The sequence below is a fragment of the Luteimonas terrae genome (assembly GCF_031457535.1).
Taxonomy (GTDB): Bacteria; Pseudomonadota; Gammaproteobacteria; order Xanthomonadales; family Xanthomonadaceae; genus Luteimonas; species Luteimonas terrae_A.
Genome location: NZ_JAVDWO010000001.1, coordinates 375,549 through 392,553 on the forward strand (window position 1 = coordinate 375,549; position 17,005 = coordinate 392,553).

The 17,005-nt window shown below is 64.4% G+C and carries 12 protein-coding genes; 9 read left to right on the top strand and 3 right to left on the bottom strand.

Features of this window, described 5'->3' with window-relative positions:
- Positions 1-11: 11 nt before the first annotated feature.
- The 4 genes from J2W68_RS01550 to J2W68_RS01565 all read left to right on the top strand — a co-directional run bounded on the left by J2W68_RS01550 (position 12) and on the right by J2W68_RS01565 (position 4,833).
- Positions 12-1,616 carry a peptide chain release factor 3 gene (locus J2W68_RS01550; RefSeq protein WP_310232029.1) on the top strand — a complete coding sequence of 535 codons (1,605 nt, stop codon included), beginning with the start codon at positions 12-14 and terminating at the stop codon, positions 1,614-1,616.
- Positions 1,617-1,685: 69 nt separating this feature from the next.
- Positions 1,686-2,342, top strand: coding sequence for a PAQR family membrane homeostasis protein TrhA (gene trhA, locus J2W68_RS01555; RefSeq protein WP_310232032.1), 657 nt, complete (start codon positions 1,686-1,688; stop codon positions 2,340-2,342).
- 56 nt (positions 2,343-2,398) lie between these two features.
- Positions 2,399-2,791 carry a hypothetical protein gene (locus J2W68_RS01560; RefSeq protein WP_310232034.1) on the top strand — a complete coding sequence of 131 codons (393 nt, stop codon included), beginning with the start codon at positions 2,399-2,401 and terminating at the stop codon, positions 2,789-2,791.
- 71 nt (positions 2,792-2,862) lie between these two features.
- Positions 2,863-4,833, top strand: coding sequence for an AsmA family protein (locus J2W68_RS01565; protein ID WP_310232038.1), 1,971 nt, complete (start codon positions 2,863-2,865; stop codon positions 4,831-4,833).
- Between the two features lie 4 nt (positions 4,834-4,837).
- On the opposite strand, the gene J2W68_RS01570 is transcribed toward J2W68_RS01565, so the two are convergent.
- Together J2W68_RS01570 and mtgA are read right to left on the bottom strand one after the other, a co-directional pair.
- Positions 4,838-5,827 carry a glycosyltransferase family 2 protein gene (locus J2W68_RS01570; protein WP_310232041.1) on the bottom strand — a complete coding sequence of 330 codons (990 nt, stop codon included), beginning with the start codon at positions 5,825-5,827 and terminating at the stop codon, positions 4,838-4,840.
- Entirely contained in the window at positions 5,824-6,582 is a 759-nt protein-coding gene (mtgA, locus tag J2W68_RS01575; RefSeq protein WP_310232044.1) for a monofunctional biosynthetic peptidoglycan transglycosylase, read from the bottom strand. Before mtgA ends, J2W68_RS01570 begins: the two co-directional genes overlap by 4 nt.
- A gap of 59 nt (positions 6,583-6,641) precedes the next feature.
- Here mtgA and J2W68_RS01580 point away from each other — a divergent pair, with 59 nt between their 5' ends.
- The 4 genes from J2W68_RS01580 (at position 6,642) to J2W68_RS01595 (ending at position 13,439) form a co-directional block, all read left to right on the top strand.
- Complete coding sequence (locus J2W68_RS01580; RefSeq protein ID WP_310232047.1) at positions 6,642-7,544, top strand: Hsp33 family molecular chaperone HslO; 903 nt, start codon at positions 6,642-6,644, stop codon at positions 7,542-7,544.
- A 103-nt stretch (positions 7,545-7,647) separates the two neighbouring features.
- Complete coding sequence (locus J2W68_RS01585) at positions 7,648-8,499, top strand: hypothetical protein (RefSeq protein ID WP_310232049.1); 852 nt, start codon at positions 7,648-7,650, stop codon at positions 8,497-8,499.
- Positions 8,500-8,866: 367 nt separating this feature from the next.
- Positions 8,867-11,695: a TonB-dependent receptor gene (locus J2W68_RS01590; RefSeq protein WP_310232050.1), complete on the top strand. Its 2,829-nt coding sequence runs from the start codon at positions 8,867-8,869 to the stop codon at positions 11,693-11,695.
- A 145-nt stretch (positions 11,696-11,840) separates the two neighbouring features.
- Positions 11,841-13,439: a tetratricopeptide repeat-containing sulfotransferase family protein gene (locus J2W68_RS01595; RefSeq protein WP_310232052.1), complete on the top strand. Its 1,599-nt coding sequence runs from the start codon at positions 11,841-11,843 to the stop codon at positions 13,437-13,439.
- 203 nt (positions 13,440-13,642) lie between these two features.
- Here J2W68_RS01595 and J2W68_RS01600 read toward each other — a convergent pair whose 3' ends face one another.
- A complete protein-coding gene (locus J2W68_RS01600; protein ID WP_310232054.1) occupies positions 13,643-14,263 on the bottom strand; it encodes a TetR/AcrR family transcriptional regulator in 621 nt (206 codons plus the stop codon).
- Between the two features lie 188 nt (positions 14,264-14,451).
- Here J2W68_RS01600 and J2W68_RS01605 point away from each other — a divergent pair, with 188 nt between their 5' ends.
- A complete protein-coding gene (locus J2W68_RS01605; protein ID WP_310232056.1) occupies positions 14,452-16,929 on the top strand; it encodes an acyl-CoA dehydrogenase in 2,478 nt (825 codons plus the stop codon).
- Positions 16,930-17,005 lie beyond the last annotated feature (76 nt).

The following is a 17,005-nucleotide window of genomic DNA, read 5'->3' on the forward strand; positions in this document are numbered from 1 at the left end:
CGGCCGCCCGCATGTCCGATATCGCCTCCGAAAGCTCCCGCCGCCGCACATTCGCGATCATTTCGCATCCCGATGCCGGCAAGACCACGCTGACCGAAAAGCTGCTGCTGTTCGGCGGTGCGATCCAGATGGCCGGCTCGGTCAAGGGCCGCAAGGCCGCGCGCCACGCGACGTCCGACTGGATGGCGCTGGAGAAGGAGCGCGGCATCTCGGTGACCAGCTCGGTGATGCAGTTCCCCTACGAGGGCCGCGTCGTCAACCTGCTCGACACGCCCGGCCACGCCGACTTCGGCGAGGACACCTATCGGGTGCTGACCGCCGTCGACAGTGCGCTGATGGTCATCGACGTGGCCAAGGGCGTCGAGGAACGCACGATCAAACTGATGGAAGTCTGCCGGCTGCGTGACACGCCGATCATGACCTTCATCAACAAGCTCGACCGCGAGGGCAAGGACCCGATCGACCTGCTCGACGAGGTCGAGACCGTGCTCGGCATCCAGTGCGCGCCGGTGACCTGGCCGATCGGCATGGGCCAGCGCCTCAAGGGCGTGGTGCACCTGGTGACCGGCGAAGTGCATCTGTACGAGCCGGGCCGCAACTTCACCCGCCAGGATTCGACGATCTTCCCGTCGATCGATGCGCCCGGCCTGGCCGAGAAGATCGGCGAGAAGATGCTGGCCGACCTGCGCGACGAACTCGAACTCGTCCAGGGCGCCAGCCATCCCTTCGACCTCGAGGCCTATCGCGCCGGCCGGCAGACGCCGGTGTTCTTCGGCTCGGGCGTCAACAACTTCGGCGTGCAGCCGCTGCTGGACTTCTTCGTCGAACACGCCCCGCCGCCGCAGCCGCGCGAGACCACGACGCGCAAGGTCGCGCCGCAGGAAGACAAGCTCACCGGCTTCGTGTTCAAGATCCAGGCGAACATGGATCCGATGCACCGCGACCGCGTGGCGTTCATGCGGGTGTGCTCGGGTCGCTTCGAAGCGGGCATGAAGACCTTCCACCCGCGCACCGGCAAACCGCTCAAGCTCGCCAATGCGCTGACCTTCATGGCCAGTGATCGCGAGATCGCCGCCGAGGCGTATCCGGGGGATGTGATCGGCATCCACAACCACGGCACGATCTCGATCGGCGACACCTTCACAGAGGGCGAGAACATCGCCTTCACCGGCATCCCGAACTTCGCGCCGGAACTGTTCCGCCGCGCGCGCCTGCGCGATCCGCTGAAGCTCAAGCAGCTGCAGAAGGGTCTGGCGCAGTTGTCGGAAGAAGGCGCGACGCAGTTCTTCAAGCCGCTGATGAGCAACGACCTGATCCTCGGCGCGGTCGGCGTGCTGCAGTTCGACGTCGTCGCCTACCGGCTGAAGGACGAATACGGTGTCGATGCGAGTTTCGAGCCGGTGCAGGTCAACACCGCGCGCTGGATCCGCTGCAAAGACGCGAAAACGCTCGAGGCGTTCCGCGACAAGCACGCGATGAACCTGGCACTTGATGCCGCCGACCAGCTGGTCTATCTGGCCCCGACGCGGGTGAACCTGCAGTTGGCCCAGGAGCGCGCAGAGGGCGTTGACTTCCTTGCCACGCGTGAGCATGCGCATGCGGTGTCGGTCGACTGATCCCACCTCTGACAGTTCACAGACGCGCGGTCATACTTCACCGCAGTCCAACCCCCCATCCGGACGTCGATGACCACCGCCCCGCCCCGCTCGCTGCGCGCGAAGCGTGAAGAATTCGCCAGCGCCCTGACCCACGGTCTTGGCGCGACCGCCGCGCTGGCCGGCGGCGCCGTCCTGATCACACTCGCGGCGTTGTACGGCAACGGCTGGCAGTTGGGCGCCTCGATCGTGTTCGGCGTCTCGCTGCTGCTGCTGTATCTGGCGTCCACGCTGTATCACGCAGTCGAACATCCGGTGGTCAAGGGCCGCCTGAAGGTGTTCGACCATTGCGCGATCTACCTGCTGATCGCCGGCACCTACACGCCCTTCACGCTGATCGGCCTGCGCGGCACGCTGGGGTGGTGGCTGTTCGGCATCATCTGGACGCTGGCGCTGGCCGGCGTGGTGTTCAAGCTGTTCTACACCGGCCGCTTCCGCGGCCTGTCGACCGCGATCTACGTCGCAATGGGCTGGCTGGTGGTGATCGCGATCGGCCCCGTCGCCGCCGCGCTCGACACCTGGACCCTGAGCTGGATCATCGCCGGCGGCGTGTTCTACACGCTCGGCACCTTCTTCTACATGCGTGATTCGATTCCGTATGCGCATGCGATCTGGCACCTCTTCTGCATCGGCGGCAGCGTCTGCCACTACGTCGCGGTGCTGGCCCAGGTCGTGCCGGCGCGTTGATCCCTGAGGCGCGCTTCTCGACAATCGAACCTTCGTTGTCCACGCCGGAGCCCCGCATGCGATCCGTCCAGATGCTGTCCGCACTCGCCGCCGTCACGCTGGCGGCCTGTTCCGCAGAGCCGCCGGCCCAGCCCGCCCCGGCCGCCGCGCCCGGCCCGCCGCCCGCCGTGCCCGCGCCGACACCTGAAACCGTGACCTCGACCTACGACTGCCCGAGCGCCGGTGTCGTCGAGATCATTCGCGAGGGGCGCTTCGCCCGCCTGCGCATGACCGATGGCCGCATCGTCAATCTCGGCGTGATCCGTGGCAGCCAGCCACCGGTGTGGTCCGAAGTCGGCCTGCGTTTTGTCACCACTGACGACGGCGCAGAACTCGCGCAGGACAATGGTCGTACCGTGGTCTGCAGCGAAGTGGCCCCGCCCGCCGCGGATGCTGCGGCCGCAAGCTAGCCCACCACGCCAGGGGACATTCACCCGCAGTTGACCGCGGCGCGTCGATGGTGGCGCAGAACAGGCCTCCCATGACGACCACGCCCCCACCTTCCGCATTGCCGCGTTCGCGCTTCCAGCGACTGACATCGTCACGCCCACTGCGCGTGGTCGCCCTCGTGCTGCTGGTCGCGATCGTATTGCTGGTGCTGCTCTGGGACTGGAACTGGTTCAAGGGCCCGGTCGAACGCATCGTCGAAGCACGCACCGGGCGCACGCTGGTGATTGGCGGCGACCTCGACGTCGACCTGGGCCGCACCACGACTGTCCGCGCCGACGCATTGCGGTTCTCGAATGCGGACTGGTCCGACTCGCAGACCATGGCCTCGGTCGAGCGGCTGGAGATTCAGGTCGAGGTGTTCCCGCTGCTGTTCAAGCGGCAGGTGCGACTGCCTGAAATCCGGCTCGTGAAGCCGATACTGCGTCTGGAGACCAACCCCGAAGGCGGCAGCGGCAACTGGGACATCGCGTTCGGCGATGGGGGCGAGGGACCTTCGCCGCAGATCCGACGGCTGTGGGTCGAAGACGGACGACTGCGCTATCTCGACGCACCTGGTGGAACCGACATCGATGTGCGGCTGGCGAGTCGCGAATCACGACGCGGCGAGGATGCCGCCCCCGCGATCGGAATCGAAGGTGGCGGCACCTGGACGCAGAATCCGTTCACGCTCGAAGGCGTGGCCGAATCGCCGCTGGCGCTGCAGGACACCGACAAGCCTTACCGCATCGATCTGCGTGCGCGCGCCGGCGCAACCCGCGCGCACGTCCGCGGCTCCCTCATCGCCCCGTTCCAGCTGCGCGACTTCGACCTGCAGTTCGCATTATCTGGCCGTAACCTCGCCGACCTGTTTCCACTCGTCGGCGTCGCACTGCCCGACACGCCGCCCTACGCACTCGATGGCCGCCTCACACGCGACGCGACGACCTGGCACTACGACGGCTTCACCGGCAAAGTCGGCCAGAGCGATCTCGGCGGTTCTGCCGCGATCACGCTCGGCGGCGAACGCCCGTTCCTGAAGGCAGACCTGGTCTCCAAACGTCTCGACTTCGACGATCTCGCAGGCTTCATCGGCGGCACCCCGGACGCGGAAGGTGACGCCCTGGATCCCGAACTCGTCGAACGCGAACGCGCGCTCGCGGCGAAGGGACGCGTGCTGCCGGACACGCCCTACGATCTCGCGAAGCTGCGCTCGATGGATGCCGACGTGCGCCTGCGCGCGCAGCGCATCAACGCGCCGAATCTGCCGATCGACGATATGGACGCGCATCTCAAGCTCGACGCCGGCCTGCTGCAGCTCGAACCGCTGAACTTCGGCATGGCCGGCGGCAACATCCGGTCCAACATCCGGCTCGATGCGCGCCAGGACATCATCCAGACCCGTCTTCAGGCCTCCGTGCGTCGCATCAGTCTGGGCGGGCTTTTCCCACCCGACACGCTGGCCGGCGAGGCGGTCGGCCGGATCGGCGGCGACTTCACTCTCGTGGGCACCGGCAACTCGGTCGCTGCGATGCTCGGCAGCGCGAACGGTGACGTCGCTATCGGCATGGGCGCCGGGCGCGTCAGTAATCTGCTGGTGGAACTCGCCGGTATCGACATCTACGAGACGCTGAAGTACCTGATCGGCAAGGACAAGCAGATTCCGGTGCGTTGTGCGTTTGCGGACTTCGGCGTGCAGGGTGGTGTGATGGAAACGCGTGCGTTCGCGTTCGACACCACCGACACCATCATCCTTGGCGAGGGCACGATCAGTCTGCGCGAGGAACAGCTGGGCCTGCTGCTGCGGCCGCGCCCCAAGGACCGCAGCATTCTTGCGCTGCGCACGCCGCTGACGATCGGCGGCACGTTCGCCTCGCCGAGTTTCCGCCCCGACCTCGCCAGACTCGGCCTGCGTGGCGCGGTCGCGCTGGCGCTCGGCTCGATCGCGCCGCCGGCGGCGCTGCTGGCCACGCTGGAACTCGGGGGCGGCGAAGACAGCGGCTGCGGCGGGGCCTACGCGAAATAGGCGGTCAGACGTCTGCCGGTGCCTGCGGTGCCTGCATTGCGCCAGGCCCCTGCGCGGGCCGCCAGGCGCTTACGAGATAGAGCGGACGCTGTTTGGATTCCTCGTACAAGCGTCCCAGGTATTCGCCGATCACGCCCAGCGCGACCAGCTGTACGGCGCCCAGGAACAGGATCACCGCCATCATCGTCGGCCAACCTGCAACGCGGTCTCCATACATCCAGGCCTTTCCGATCACGTAGAGCGCAAATGCGATCGCCCCGCACGCGGTGAACACGCCGACGTAGGTCGCCAGGCGCAAGGGCGCGGTCGAAAAACTCGTCACGCCGTCCAGCGCGAAATTCCACAGGCGCCAAAACCCGAACTTCGTGTTTCCCGCGATACGCCGCTCGCGCGCATACGGCACGGCGATGCGGTTGAATCCGATCCAGCCGAAGAGCCCTTTCATGAAACGATGCCGCTCGCGCAACTGGCGCAGCGCATCGAGCGCGCGCGGCGACAGCAGCCGGTAGTCGCCTGTGTCAGCCGGCACCGGCGTCTTCGCCAGACGCTGGATCACCCGATAGAACAGATGCGCGGTCGACCGCTTGAGCCAGCTTTCACCTTCGCGGCTCATGCGCGTGCCGTGCACGTCGTCATAGCCGTCGCGCCAGTGCGCAACGAACTGCGGAATCAGCTCCGGTGGATCCTGCCCATCGGCATCGAGGATCATCGCCGCGCCCTCGGTCACCATATCCAGCCCTGCGGTCAGCGCGACTTCCTTGCCGAAATTACGCGACAGCCGCAGCAGCGCCACGCGCGCATCTCCTGCCGCGATGCCTTGCAGCACCTGCCAGGTCGCATCACCACTGCCGTCGTCGACATACAGCACACGCGCTTCGATGCCATCTGCGGCGAGCGTCTCCATCACCGCCGCGATGCGCGGATGCAGGACCGGTAGCGCATGGGCCTCGTCGAACGCTGCAACGACGATGGTCAGCTGGTCGTGCCCGCTCACTTGAGCGTCTCCAGATACGACTCGCCGCCGATCTGGCGCGCGTTGCGCTGGATCCATTGCGCGCGTCTCTGCACGTAAGGCCCAGGCTGCGAGGCGCTGTAACGCTGCGGACTCGGCAGCACCGCAGCCAGTCGCGCGCTCTCACCCGCGTTCAACTGACCCGCGTCCTTGCCGAAATGGCGTTTCGCCGCGGCCTGCGCGCCATAGACGCCATCGCCGAACTCGGCCACGTTGACGTAGACCTCGAGGATCCGCGTCTTCGGCCACAGCGTTTCCATCAACAGCGTGTAGTACGCCTCCAGACCCTTTCGCACCCAGCTGCGTCCGCCCCAGAGAAACAGGTTTTTCGCAGCCTGCTGGCTGATCGTGCTGGCGCCGCGCATGCGTCCGCCGCTCGCGTTGTGCGCGCGCGCCTGCTCGATCGCGTCCAGATCGAATCCGCGGTGCTTGGCGAAATTCTGGTCCTCGGCCGCGATCACCGAGACCGGCAGCGAAGACGCGATCTGATCCAGATCACGCCATTGGTAATACAGGTCAAAATCGCGCTCTCCGCCGATCCAGGCCTCGGCCTGCCGGATCGCCATGAAGCTCGAGAACGGCGGATCGATGAAACGCAGCGCCAGTACCTGCAACACCGGCAGCACGGCGAGCAGGACGCCCAGCCACAACAGCCGGCGCAACCAGCGGCGGGCGAACGAGGGGCGTGCTTGCGGGACGGCAGTGCCGTCCCCATGTCGGAGAGCCGGTTGTTCCATGGCGGCCACTCTATCGGTCGCCCTCGACGCCGCCAATCGAAATCCCTTCGCGAGCCGATATGACCGACACCGCTCAGCCCGACAGCGACCGCCTGTCCCGCTTCCTGCTGCAGACCGCTGGCGTGCGCGGCGTGCGCGTCCATCTACGCGAGGCTTGGCAGGCCGTGCGCGCGAACGGGCCCTACCCGCCGGCGATCGAAGAGATGCTGGGCGAAGCCTGCGTGGCATCGGCACTGTTTACCGGTCACGCCAAGGTCGACGGCCGCCTGTCGGTGCAACTGCGCGCGCCAGGCCCGATGCGCACCCTGTTCGCCGAATGCACGGCCGCCGGCACGATCCGCGGCATCGCCCGCTTCGACGGTGACGGCGCGGACGTCTCCCGCGATCTGCGCGCGCTCGGTGACGACGCGCTGCTGGCGATCACGATCGAGAACCCCTCCCCGCATCGCGAGCCCAACCGCTATCAGGGTCTGGTGGCGCTGACGGCCGAGTCGCTCTCTGGCGCGTTCGAGGACTATTTCCGCCAGTCCGAGCAGCTGCCCACACGCGTGCTGTTGACGGTCGACGGCGACGAGGCCGCCGGCCTGATGCTGCAGAAGTTGCCGGGCGACGAGGGCGACGGCGACGGCTGGAATCGCGCCAGCCTGCTGTTTGACACCTTGTCGACAGCGGAGCTGCTTCGATGGCCCACCGAGACGCTGCTTTCGCGACTGTTTCCGGAAGACGCGCCGCAGTTGCTCGGGGAACGGCCACTGGCGTTCGGCTGTTCCTGCTCACGGGGACGCGTGGAGGAAATGCTGGTGTCGCTCGGTGCCGAAGAGGCCCGCGCTTCGGTCGTCGATGGGGAGGCCGAAGTGATCTGCGAGTTCTGTGGACAGTCCTACCGATTCGGTGCCGAAGAGATCGATCGGTTGCTCGAAACACCCGGGGGCGACGTCGAAGTGTCGAATCGGTTGCAGTAGCGCGATTGGACCTCGGAGCCTGATTGTTAAAGAAATATAAATGTTCTAGAGTTCTGGATCGACGATAGGGGAACTTCCGGGCGGGGCCCGGGTCACAACCGCCATGCGATTGCCTGTCACACGCCTTGTACTTGCCCTCGGCCTTGCCCTCACGGCGGCCTCGGGCGCGGCCGCGCAGGAAAAACGCAACCAGACCGTGCTGCCCGTGCTCGACACATCCGGCAAGGTCGAGGCCTTCCTGGTCCTCGAACCCACCACCGCCAGCCAGTCGAGCCGCCGCTGGCGCTTTGGTGAAAGCCAGTTCGACGCTGCATTCGGTCTTGAATCCGGCAGCTCGCTGGCTCTGTTGTGCAGTCCCGGAAGCAGCTTCAACGGCGCCGTCAGCAGCCTGGCGCGCAATTGCCAGCTGGCCTCTGTGGGCGATACCACGCCCGGCGCACGTCGCGCGAGCGCCACAGCCAGCATGAGCCGCCCTGGCGGCGGTGTCGGTCTGACGCTCGGCGAAGGTCGTGACACGCTTCCCAGTTTTCTCAGCCCGTCCCGCGCCGGTTCGGCCGGACAGGTTGATCTCAATGACCTGACCGTCTTCGCCAAGAAGGACATCGGTGACGATGCCTACGTCTCGCTTGCCGGCACCTTGGCCAAAGCGACGCTGATTCCGACATCCGCGGCGCCCGCTACGCTCAACGACCACTGGACCAGCCGCAGCCTCAGCGTCGGCGGCGGCATCGGTCGCTTCAGCGCCAACATTGTCGGCCAAGTCGTCGACACCCCAGGCCTCCCGAAATGGGAAGGCGTGGGCCTCGGCGTCAGCTGGCGCACCCCGTGGAGCGGCCAGCTCACGGTCGGCGCCGACAACGTGATCACCCGCGGCAAGAATCCGTTCTCGAAGATGACTGAGAACGCGGACGACGAGGGCGCGGTGCCGTATATCCGGTATCAGCAGGATCTATAGCGGCCGCTCAACTCGCTGCAGTGTGCAAACGAAACGCTGCGCGTTGCAAAGACTCCATTTGGAGCAGCGATTTGCTCACTGCTCCCAGCGCAGCGGTCTCAACCTCTCTGAAATCTTTGCATTTCTCAGACAGGACTTAACGGAGTCCTCGTCGCCCCGCGGGTCCGATCCGGTACGCGTATTCATTAAAGTGTGTCGCAGGCTCGATTAGCAAAATACTTTCACAAGGTCCAATCTTTTTGTTAACGACTCTTTAATTTTCGTACAGAGAGCGCTAGGATCATCCAACCTTGCCGTTCTTGGCGTCCAACTTGACGACGACGGCCGGGTCACCGGGATTTTCCCAAGACACTCGTTGGAGAGAGAGATGACCTTGAAAACCACGAAGCTGCGTGACGCGATCACGTTTGCGCTCGTCAGCACCGCATCGTTTGGCGCGGTGGGCACCGTGTCGGCACAGACCACCGACGCAACCACCCTCGACCGCATCGAAGTGACAGGTTCGCGCATCCGTCAGGTCGACGTCGAAACTGCCCAGCCGATCACCACGATCAACCGTGACCAGATCCAGGCCGGTGGCTTCAACACGGTTGCGGACATTCTGCAGAACATCCCGTCGGCTGGCTCCCCGACCTTCAGCCGCACCTCGCCGCTGACCTCGAATCAGGAGGCCGGCGGCCAGTACATCGACCTGCGCAACCTGGGCGCCCAGCGCACTCTGGTGCTCGTCAACGGCAAACGCCTGGGCATCAGCCCGGATGGTTTCCAGGATGTGTCCACCATTCCAACCGCGATGGTCGAACGCATCGACATCCTGAAGGATGGCGCGTCTTCCATCTACGGCTCCGATGCCATGGCCGGCGTGATCAACATCATCACGCGCACCAATTTTGAAGGCGCGGAAGCAAACGCGTACTTCGGCCAGTACGATGATGGCGATGGTGCGAAGAAGAGCTTCGACTTCGTGATCGGTATGGCCGGCGAGCGTGGATCGATCACGATCGGCGCCGAGTCCCACACCGAAGATGAAGTCTGGGCGCGCGATCGCTTTTTCTCGAACGATTCCTATCCCGGCTATCCGCAGTACAGCACCACGGTAGTCGGCCAGTGGGGCAACTGGCGCCCCGTCGGCAGCACCGGGCCCTGGCAGGCCCCCGATCGCGGTAGTTCCGCACTCGGGCCCGGCGTGTGGCATGACCAGAACGCCAGCGACACCAGCAAGCCGTCTGACCAGATGCATGTCATGACGCCGCTCGAACGCCGCTCGTTGTTCACCAATGTCAACTACGATCTGACTGACAACGTCCGCTTCACTGCCGACATGTCGTACACCAAGCGCTCGTCCGACCGCCAGATCGCGGGCTATCCGACCCAGTCGACGGTGATTGGCGCGCCGATGTCCGTCGACAGCTATTTCAACCCGACCGGCGGCGCCGACCCGGTCAACTGGCGTCGCCGCGGCTGGGAAGTGCCGCGCACCACGGCGACGGACCAGACCACTTGGCGTTTCGCTGCCGCCCTGCAGGGTTCGTTCGAAATCGGTGACCGGTTCTTCGACTGGGACGCCGGCTACATGTACAACGAAAACGACCTGACCATCATCAATAACGGCAACTTCTTCATTCCGAACGTCCGCCGCGCCGTAGGCCCATCGTTCGTGAACGCCCAGGGTCAGGTAGTTTGCGGTACGCCTGGCGCAGAAATCGCCGGCTGCGTGCCGTGGAACCCCTTTGCTGGTTTCGGCACCGGCGCAGTGGCGAATTCGCTTGCCGATCCCGCGGTGCAGGCCTACCTGTTCAAGCAGGAGCAGGCGCTCGGCAGGACCGAGACCAACAACTTCTTCGCAAACCTGGCGGGCTCGCTGTTCACCCTGCCGGCCGGCGATCTCGGATTCGCCGTGGGCGTCGAGCATCGCAAGGAAGAGGGCGGATTTACGCCGGATGCCATCGCGCAGTCGGGTGATTCCACCAACCTCGCGTCCGGCCCGACCTATGGCGCCTACTCGCTGGACGAGGTCTACGCGGAGTTGAACATCCCGGTCTTGGCTGACGTTGCATTTGCCCAAGAACTTTCGTTCAACGTCGCCAGCCGTTATTCGGATTTCGACACCTTCGGCGATACCACGAACAGCAAGGCCGGCTTCAAGTGGCGTCCGATCGAGGATCTCTTGGTCCGCGGCACTTGGTCGGAAGGCTTCCGAGCACCGACGATCGGCGACCTGTTCGGCGGTACAAGTGACACGTTCACCACTGGTTTCCGTGACCCATGCGATACGGTCTACGGCGTCGCGGCGGGATCGCCGCGCTGCCTCCAGGATGTGCCTGTCGGCTATCGCCAGTTGCAGCAGGGCTTCGTCCCAACGACCACGCCCGGTGCGCAGACGCCGGTCGCTTTCACGTCGGGTTCCAACCCGCTCTTGGAACCGGAAACCTCGGTCTCCAAGACCCTTGGCTTGGTCTACAACCCCAACTACGTGCAAGGCCTGAGCGTCGCGCTGGACTGGTGGAACATCCGCATCGAAAACACGATCGTTGCAGACGCCCCCAACACCATCCTGAGCGACTGCTATGTCGGTCTCATCGAGAGCCGGTGCGCCCTATTCTCGCGTGATCCGAGCCTAGGCAATATCGTTGCCGAACTCCAGTACGGCGGCCGCAACGCGGGCTATGCAGAGACCGAGGGTTATGACCTTGACGTGAACTATGGCCTCAGCACCGATTTTGGCCGGTTCGACGCGCGTTGGGCGACAACCTACGTGAGCTTCTACGAGATCAAGTCGACCAATGACGTCGAGGCGGTTCCGGGCCAAGCAAACGGCTTCGGCGGAAGCTTCCGCGTCCGGTCGAACCTCAACCTGAGCTGGTCTTTGGAAGATTTCGCGGTCACATGGGGCATGCGCTACAACTCGGGCTCGAAGGAAGGTTGCTACTTCGAGGAGCTTTGCTCGCTTCCGAACTATCAGGCCCCGGATACCCTGGGCACTATCGTCCCGCAGAACGAGATCGGTTCGGTTACGTACAACGACCTGCAGGTCAGCTGGCAGGCGCCGTGGAACGCGCGTATCGCAATCGGCGCAAACAACGTGCTCGATCGCGATCCGCCGATCTACTTCTCGCAGCCGAGCTCCGGTTTCGCGTTCTACGGCGGCCACGACATCGGTCGCTTCATCTACATGCGTTACCAGCAGAAGTTCTGATCCAAAGAATTTCAGTTGAGCTTTGAACTACAGCCCCGCAAGGGGCTGTAGTTTTATTTGCGCCCTGCAAACGGGAGCTGCCGTCAATCCTTCATAATGAGCAGCCGCGGCACGATACCGACGCCGACGCCGAAGCAAATCGAACATGCAGATATCTGGAGATCCGAGCAGCCTTGAACGACACGCGACCATTGCGCTGCAGCAGCGTCGCTGGCCAGAGGCGCACTCGCTAGCCCTCAGCCTGATCGAGCGAAATCGATTCAACCCCGCCGGCCACTACATCGCTGGCGTGGCTGCTCTTGAGCGTCGCCAGGTCCGCGATGCGCAGGATCATTTCGAACAGGCAATCGCCTTGGATCCGCAGTGCCCCGACTTTCGCCTGATGCAGGCGAGAGCCTGTGCTTCTTCCCAGGATTACCAAGCGGCTCTGGATGCAGCCGATCACGCGGAACGTCTGCTGCACACTGACAACGCCAACGAATTCGATACCCTCGGTGTCATATTCGTACAGTGTCACGCCTTTGAACGCGCAGCCAATGCGTTCCGCCGCGCGGCGCGACTGGCACCCGCTGACGCTGCCATCCGTTTCAACTTGGGAACGGCGCTGACGTTTCTCGGTGACATCGATGGGGCCGAACATGAGTTCGAGGCCAGCATCGGCTTGAATCCGTATCTGTGGCGTGCCCACCACTCGCTCTCCCAGCTTCGCAGGCAGACCAGGGGGTCCAACCATCTCGAGCGGCTGTCGAGGCTTGCCGACGATGCGCGGGGCAAAGTCACCGCGACTACTTTCCTGAATATGGCACTGGCCAAAGAGCTCGACGATATCGGCGATTACGAGAATGCGTTCGATCGATGCGTAGAGGGGAAGAATGCGCCACGGCAGATGCTGCGCTACTCCAGGTCAAAGGACGCAGCGCTGTTTGAATCCTTGGCATCCGCCTTTCCGAGCCCGCATTCGCCGACGACCACCGACGGCAGCGATTCGGACGACCCGATCTTCATCGTCGGCATGCCGCGTAGCGGCACCACCCTCGTGGACCGCATCGCATCCAGTCATCCACTTATCCAGTCCGCAGGCGAGCTTCACAATTTCCCGTCCGTATGGAAGCGCGCACTCGGCGGCGCCCCCTTCGAGATGTTCAACGCGGAACATATTGCCCGCGCGAGCGGCGAGGCCCTGGACTGGCGCAAGCTGGGAGACGACTACGTTGCCAGCACGCGTACCTTCACCGGCTCACGCCCCTTCTTCACCGACAAGCTTCCGCATAACTTCCTTTACCTCGGCTACATCGCCTGCGCACTCCCGCGCGCGAAGATCATCTGTGTCCGTCGGCACCCTTTGGATACATGCCTCGGCAATTTCAGGCAGCTCTTCGGACCAGAATCACCTTACTTTGATTATTCCTACGATCTTCTCGATACCGGCCACTACTTCATTCTTTTTGACAGGCTGATGTCCCATTGGCGGCACGTTTTTCCCGGCCGGATTCTCGAGGTGCAGTACGAAAGGCTCGTCATGGAGCAGGAACAGAGTAGTCGGGCGATCATCGGCCACTGCGGTCTCGACTGGGACGATGCCTGCCTGTCGTTTGAAAAGAACGTTACGCCAGTCACGACAGCGAGTGCCGTACAGGTTCGCGCGCCGATGTACACCACCGCGCTCGCGCGCTGGAAGCACTACGAGCGCCAGCTCGGGCCTCTCAGGACGATGCTCGAGGATGCAGAGATCGACTGCAGCTGAAGGGTGTGCGGGAGGCCGTACGACGCAGCCGCCTTGCTCCTGATGCCGTGAATATCAGCAGCAAGGAGCCTGCACGCTTCTGTCATCCGCCGACGAAATCTGCGCGCTAGCAGCGGACTTCGGCGGCTTGCATTCGGAGAGCCAGCCTGTCTCGGGCGCCAGCAGAAACGGACGCGTCCGTGGCACAAGAAGAGCGACTGGAGTCAGACCGGAACCAGCGTCTGCGCGAGATGCTCGACGTAAGCATCGAACTCATCCTGCTGCATCCGCGCCTGGTGAAGTTGCAGATTGAGCTGCAGAAAACCGACATAGGCAGCGTAGGTCAGGCGCGCGCGATGCTGGGCATCTTCTCGGCCGAGTCCGGCCTGACGGAACGAGGCGGTGAGGTAGTCGAGGCGGCGCTTGGAGACGCGCTCGATCACCGGCTGCACGGTCGGGCGGTCCTGCGCCTTGAGCAAGGCGCTGTAGATCACGTGGGACTTGTATTCGCGCGCGACCATATGGAACAGCGCGCGCAAACGCTCGCGTGCGTCCGGCACTTTTTCCAGCGCGCCGAACAGCGCTTCCTGCTCGACGTTTTCCCAGCGCTCGAGCGCAGCCTGCAGCAGCGCATCGCGCGACGGAAAGTGCCAATAGAAGCTGCCCTTGGTGACACCGAGCCTTCGTGCCAACGGCTCGACCGCCACCGCCTGGACGCCGGTTTCGGCGATCAGATCCAGAGCGGCTTGGGCCCAGTCGTCGGCGCTCAGGCGGCTTGGACGTTCGGGGGGGGGAGCGTCGGCCGGCTGGGCGGTCACCGCGAGTTTCGGGGCAGGTCTGCTCATCGCGACAGTCTATCCATACGCATCCATCCGCAACAGTATCGACGCGCCCGACACAGGACGACTGGCAGCATTGACACCACTGGAAACCGCAACCATACTCGACCGTACGGTCAGCATCGGGATCCCGCCCGTGCAGCCGGCCCCGTGCCGGCCCCGTTCTCTGTAATGCCGATTGCCCGGAGTTGATGATGAGCGTCGCGATCCCTTTTCTCGCCTTTCTGCTGGTGGGTGCCTTCGCCGCCTACCACCGTCTTCGCCTTGTCTATTGGGCGGCGCTCACGTTCACCGTGTTGCTCGCCTGCCGGCTGTTCGGGGCCAACGGCGTCGCCACTCTGATCGCCGCGCTGCTGGTCGCGGCCATCGCGGTCCCATTGCTGATTGCGCCGGTACGCAAATCGCTGATCACCACGCCCTTGCTGAAGTTCTTCCGCAAGGTGCTGCCGCCGCTGTCGCAGACCGAACGCATCGCGCTTGAAACCGGTTCGGTCGGTTTCGAAGGCGAGCTGTTCACCGGCGATCCCGATTGGCAGAAGCTGCTCGACTATCCCAAGCCGCAGCTCACCGCTGAAGAGCAGGCGTTCCTGGACGGCCCCGTCGAAGAACTCTGCAGCATGATCAACGACTGGGAAATCACCCACGTCCACGCCGATCTGCCGCCGGAGCTGTGGGACTACATCAAGGTCAACAAGTTCTTCGGCATGATCATTCCGAAGGAGTACGGCGGCCTCGGGTTCTCGGCGCTGGCGCACCACAAGGTGATCCAGAAGCTGGCCTCGATGTCGAGCGTGGTCAGCTCGACGGTCGGCGTGCCGAACTCGCTGGGCCCCGGCGAACTGCTCAACCATTACGGCACCAAGGAGCAGAAGGATCACTATCTGCCGCGCCTCGCGATCGGCCAGGAAGTGCCTTGTTTCGGCCTGACCGGTCCGTTCGCGGGTTCCGACGCGACCTCGATTCCCGACTACGGCATCGTCTGCAAGGGCGAATGGAACGGCGCGAACGTGCTCGGCGTGCGCCTGACCTTCGACAAGCGCTACATCACGCTGGCGCCGGTAGCGACGCTGGTCGGCCTTGCATTCCGCATGTACGACCCGGACGGCCTGATCGGCGACACCCAAGACATCGGCATCACCCTGGCGCTCCTGCCGCGCGAGACGCCGGGCGTGGAAATCGGCCGTCGCCATTTCCCGCTCAACTCGCCGTTCCAGAACGGGCCCATCCACGGCAAGGATGTCTTCATCCCGTTGAGCCAGCTGATTGGCGGCGCGGAAATGGCGGGCAAGGGCTGGAACATGCTCAACGAATGCCTCGCCGTCGGTCGCTCGATCACCTTGCCCTCCACCGCCTCGGGCGGCGCGAAGGCCGGCGCGGTCGTGACCGGTGCGTATGCGCGCATCCGCAAGCAGTTCGGTCTGTCGGTCGGCCGTTTCGAGGGCGTCGAGGAAGCACTCGCGCGTATCGGCGGCAAGGCCTACATGATCAGCGCGCTGTCGCAGGCGACTGCGGCCGCTGTCGATCGCGGCGATGTGCCGTCGGTGCCATCCGCGATCGCCAAGTACCACTGCACCTCAATGAGCCGCGAAGTCATCAGTGACGTCATGGACGTCGTTGGCGGCAAGGGCATCATCCTCGGCCCGAAGAACTTCGCCGGCCGCAGTTGGCAGGCTGCGCCGATCGCGATCACGGTCGAAGGCGCGAACATCATGACGCGCAGCCTGCTGATCTTCGGTCAGGGCGCGATCCTGTGCCACCCGTGGGTCATGAAGGAAATGAAGGCGGCGCAGGATCCGGACGCGCAGCGCGGACTCGAGGAATTCGACCGCAACCTGTTCGGCCACATCGGCTTTGCGATCTCCAATGCCGTGCGTTCGTTCTGGTTCGGCCTCACCGGCGCAAAAATCGGTTCGGCTCCCGGCGACGATTACACCCGCCGCTACTTCCGCAAGCTCGATCGCTATTCCGCGAACCTGGCGCTGATGGCCGACGTGTCGATGCTGACGCTCGGCGGCAAGCTGAAATTCAAGGAATCGCTGTCGGGTCGCCTCGGCGACGTGCTGAGCCATGTCTACATGACCAGCGCGATGCTCAAGCGCTATCACGATGAAGGCGCGCCGCAGGCCGACCAGCCGCTTCTGGCGTGGGCCTTCCACGACAGCGTGCACAAGATCGAACTCGCGCTGTCGGCGGCCCTTCGCAACTTCCCGATCCGTCCGGTCGGCTGGTTGATGTGGCTGCTGATCTTCCCGTGGGGCCGTCGCGCCGAGGCGCCAGGCGATCGTCTGTCGCGTCGCGTTGCAGCGCTGCTGATGGCACCCAACGAAGCCCGTTCGCGTCTGGCCGATGGCGTGTACATGACGCCGTGCGAAAACAACCCGGGCGGCCGTATCGACAGCTATCTCGCCAAGGCGATCGCGGCCGAGCCGGTGGAGCGCAAGTTCCTCAAGGCGATGAAGAGCAAGGGCATCGAGGCGCTGGACTACGACGCACAACTGGACGAAGCCGTGCGCGAAGGCCATATCACTGCCGAGGAGCGCGCGTTGCTGGTGGAACTGCGTGAGCTGACGCTGGACGCGATCACCGTCGATGACTTCGACACCGAGGAACTGCGTTCGGCGGGTTATCGCGCGCCGACCCAGCCTTCGAGCGCGTCGCGCGAAGCGGCCTGAGCGACACGCGCGACGTGACACCGACAACGGCGGGCCAGTCCCGCCGTTGTCGTATCCGGGATTCCAAGCCAGTGCC

What these genes read in the sequence shown, in the direction of transcription:
- J2W68_RS01550 (WP_310232029.1), top strand. Translation starts at nt 12, where the DNA reads ATGTCCGATATCGCCTCCGAAAGCTCCCGCCGCCGCACATTCGCGATC.
- trhA (WP_310232032.1), top strand. Translation starts at nt 1,686, where the DNA reads ATGACCACCGCCCCGCCCCGCTCGCTGCGCGCGAAGCGTGAAGAATTC.
- J2W68_RS01560 (WP_310232034.1), top strand. Translation starts at nt 2,399, where the DNA reads ATGCGATCCGTCCAGATGCTGTCCGCACTCGCCGCCGTCACGCTGGCG.
- J2W68_RS01565 (WP_310232038.1), top strand. Translation starts at nt 2,863, where the DNA reads ATGACGACCACGCCCCCACCTTCCGCATTGCCGCGTTCGCGCTTCCAG.
- mtgA (WP_310232044.1), bottom strand. Translation starts at nt 6,582, where the DNA reads ATGGAACAACCGGCTCTCCGACATGGGGACGGCACTGCCGTCCCGCAA.
- J2W68_RS01580 (WP_310232047.1), top strand. Translation starts at nt 6,642, where the DNA reads ATGACCGACACCGCTCAGCCCGACAGCGACCGCCTGTCCCGCTTCCTG.
- J2W68_RS01585 (WP_310232049.1), top strand. Translation starts at nt 7,648, where the DNA reads ATGCGATTGCCTGTCACACGCCTTGTACTTGCCCTCGGCCTTGCCCTC.
- J2W68_RS01590 (WP_310232050.1), top strand. Translation starts at nt 8,867, where the DNA reads ATGACCTTGAAAACCACGAAGCTGCGTGACGCGATCACGTTTGCGCTC.
- J2W68_RS01595 (WP_310232052.1), top strand. Translation starts at nt 11,841, where the DNA reads ATGCAGATATCTGGAGATCCGAGCAGCCTTGAACGACACGCGACCATT.
- J2W68_RS01600 (WP_310232054.1), bottom strand. Translation starts at nt 14,263, where the DNA reads ATGAGCAGACCTGCCCCGAAACTCGCGGTGACCGCCCAGCCGGCCGAC.
- J2W68_RS01605 (WP_310232056.1), top strand. Translation starts at nt 14,452, where the DNA reads ATGAGCGTCGCGATCCCTTTTCTCGCCTTTCTGCTGGTGGGTGCCTTC.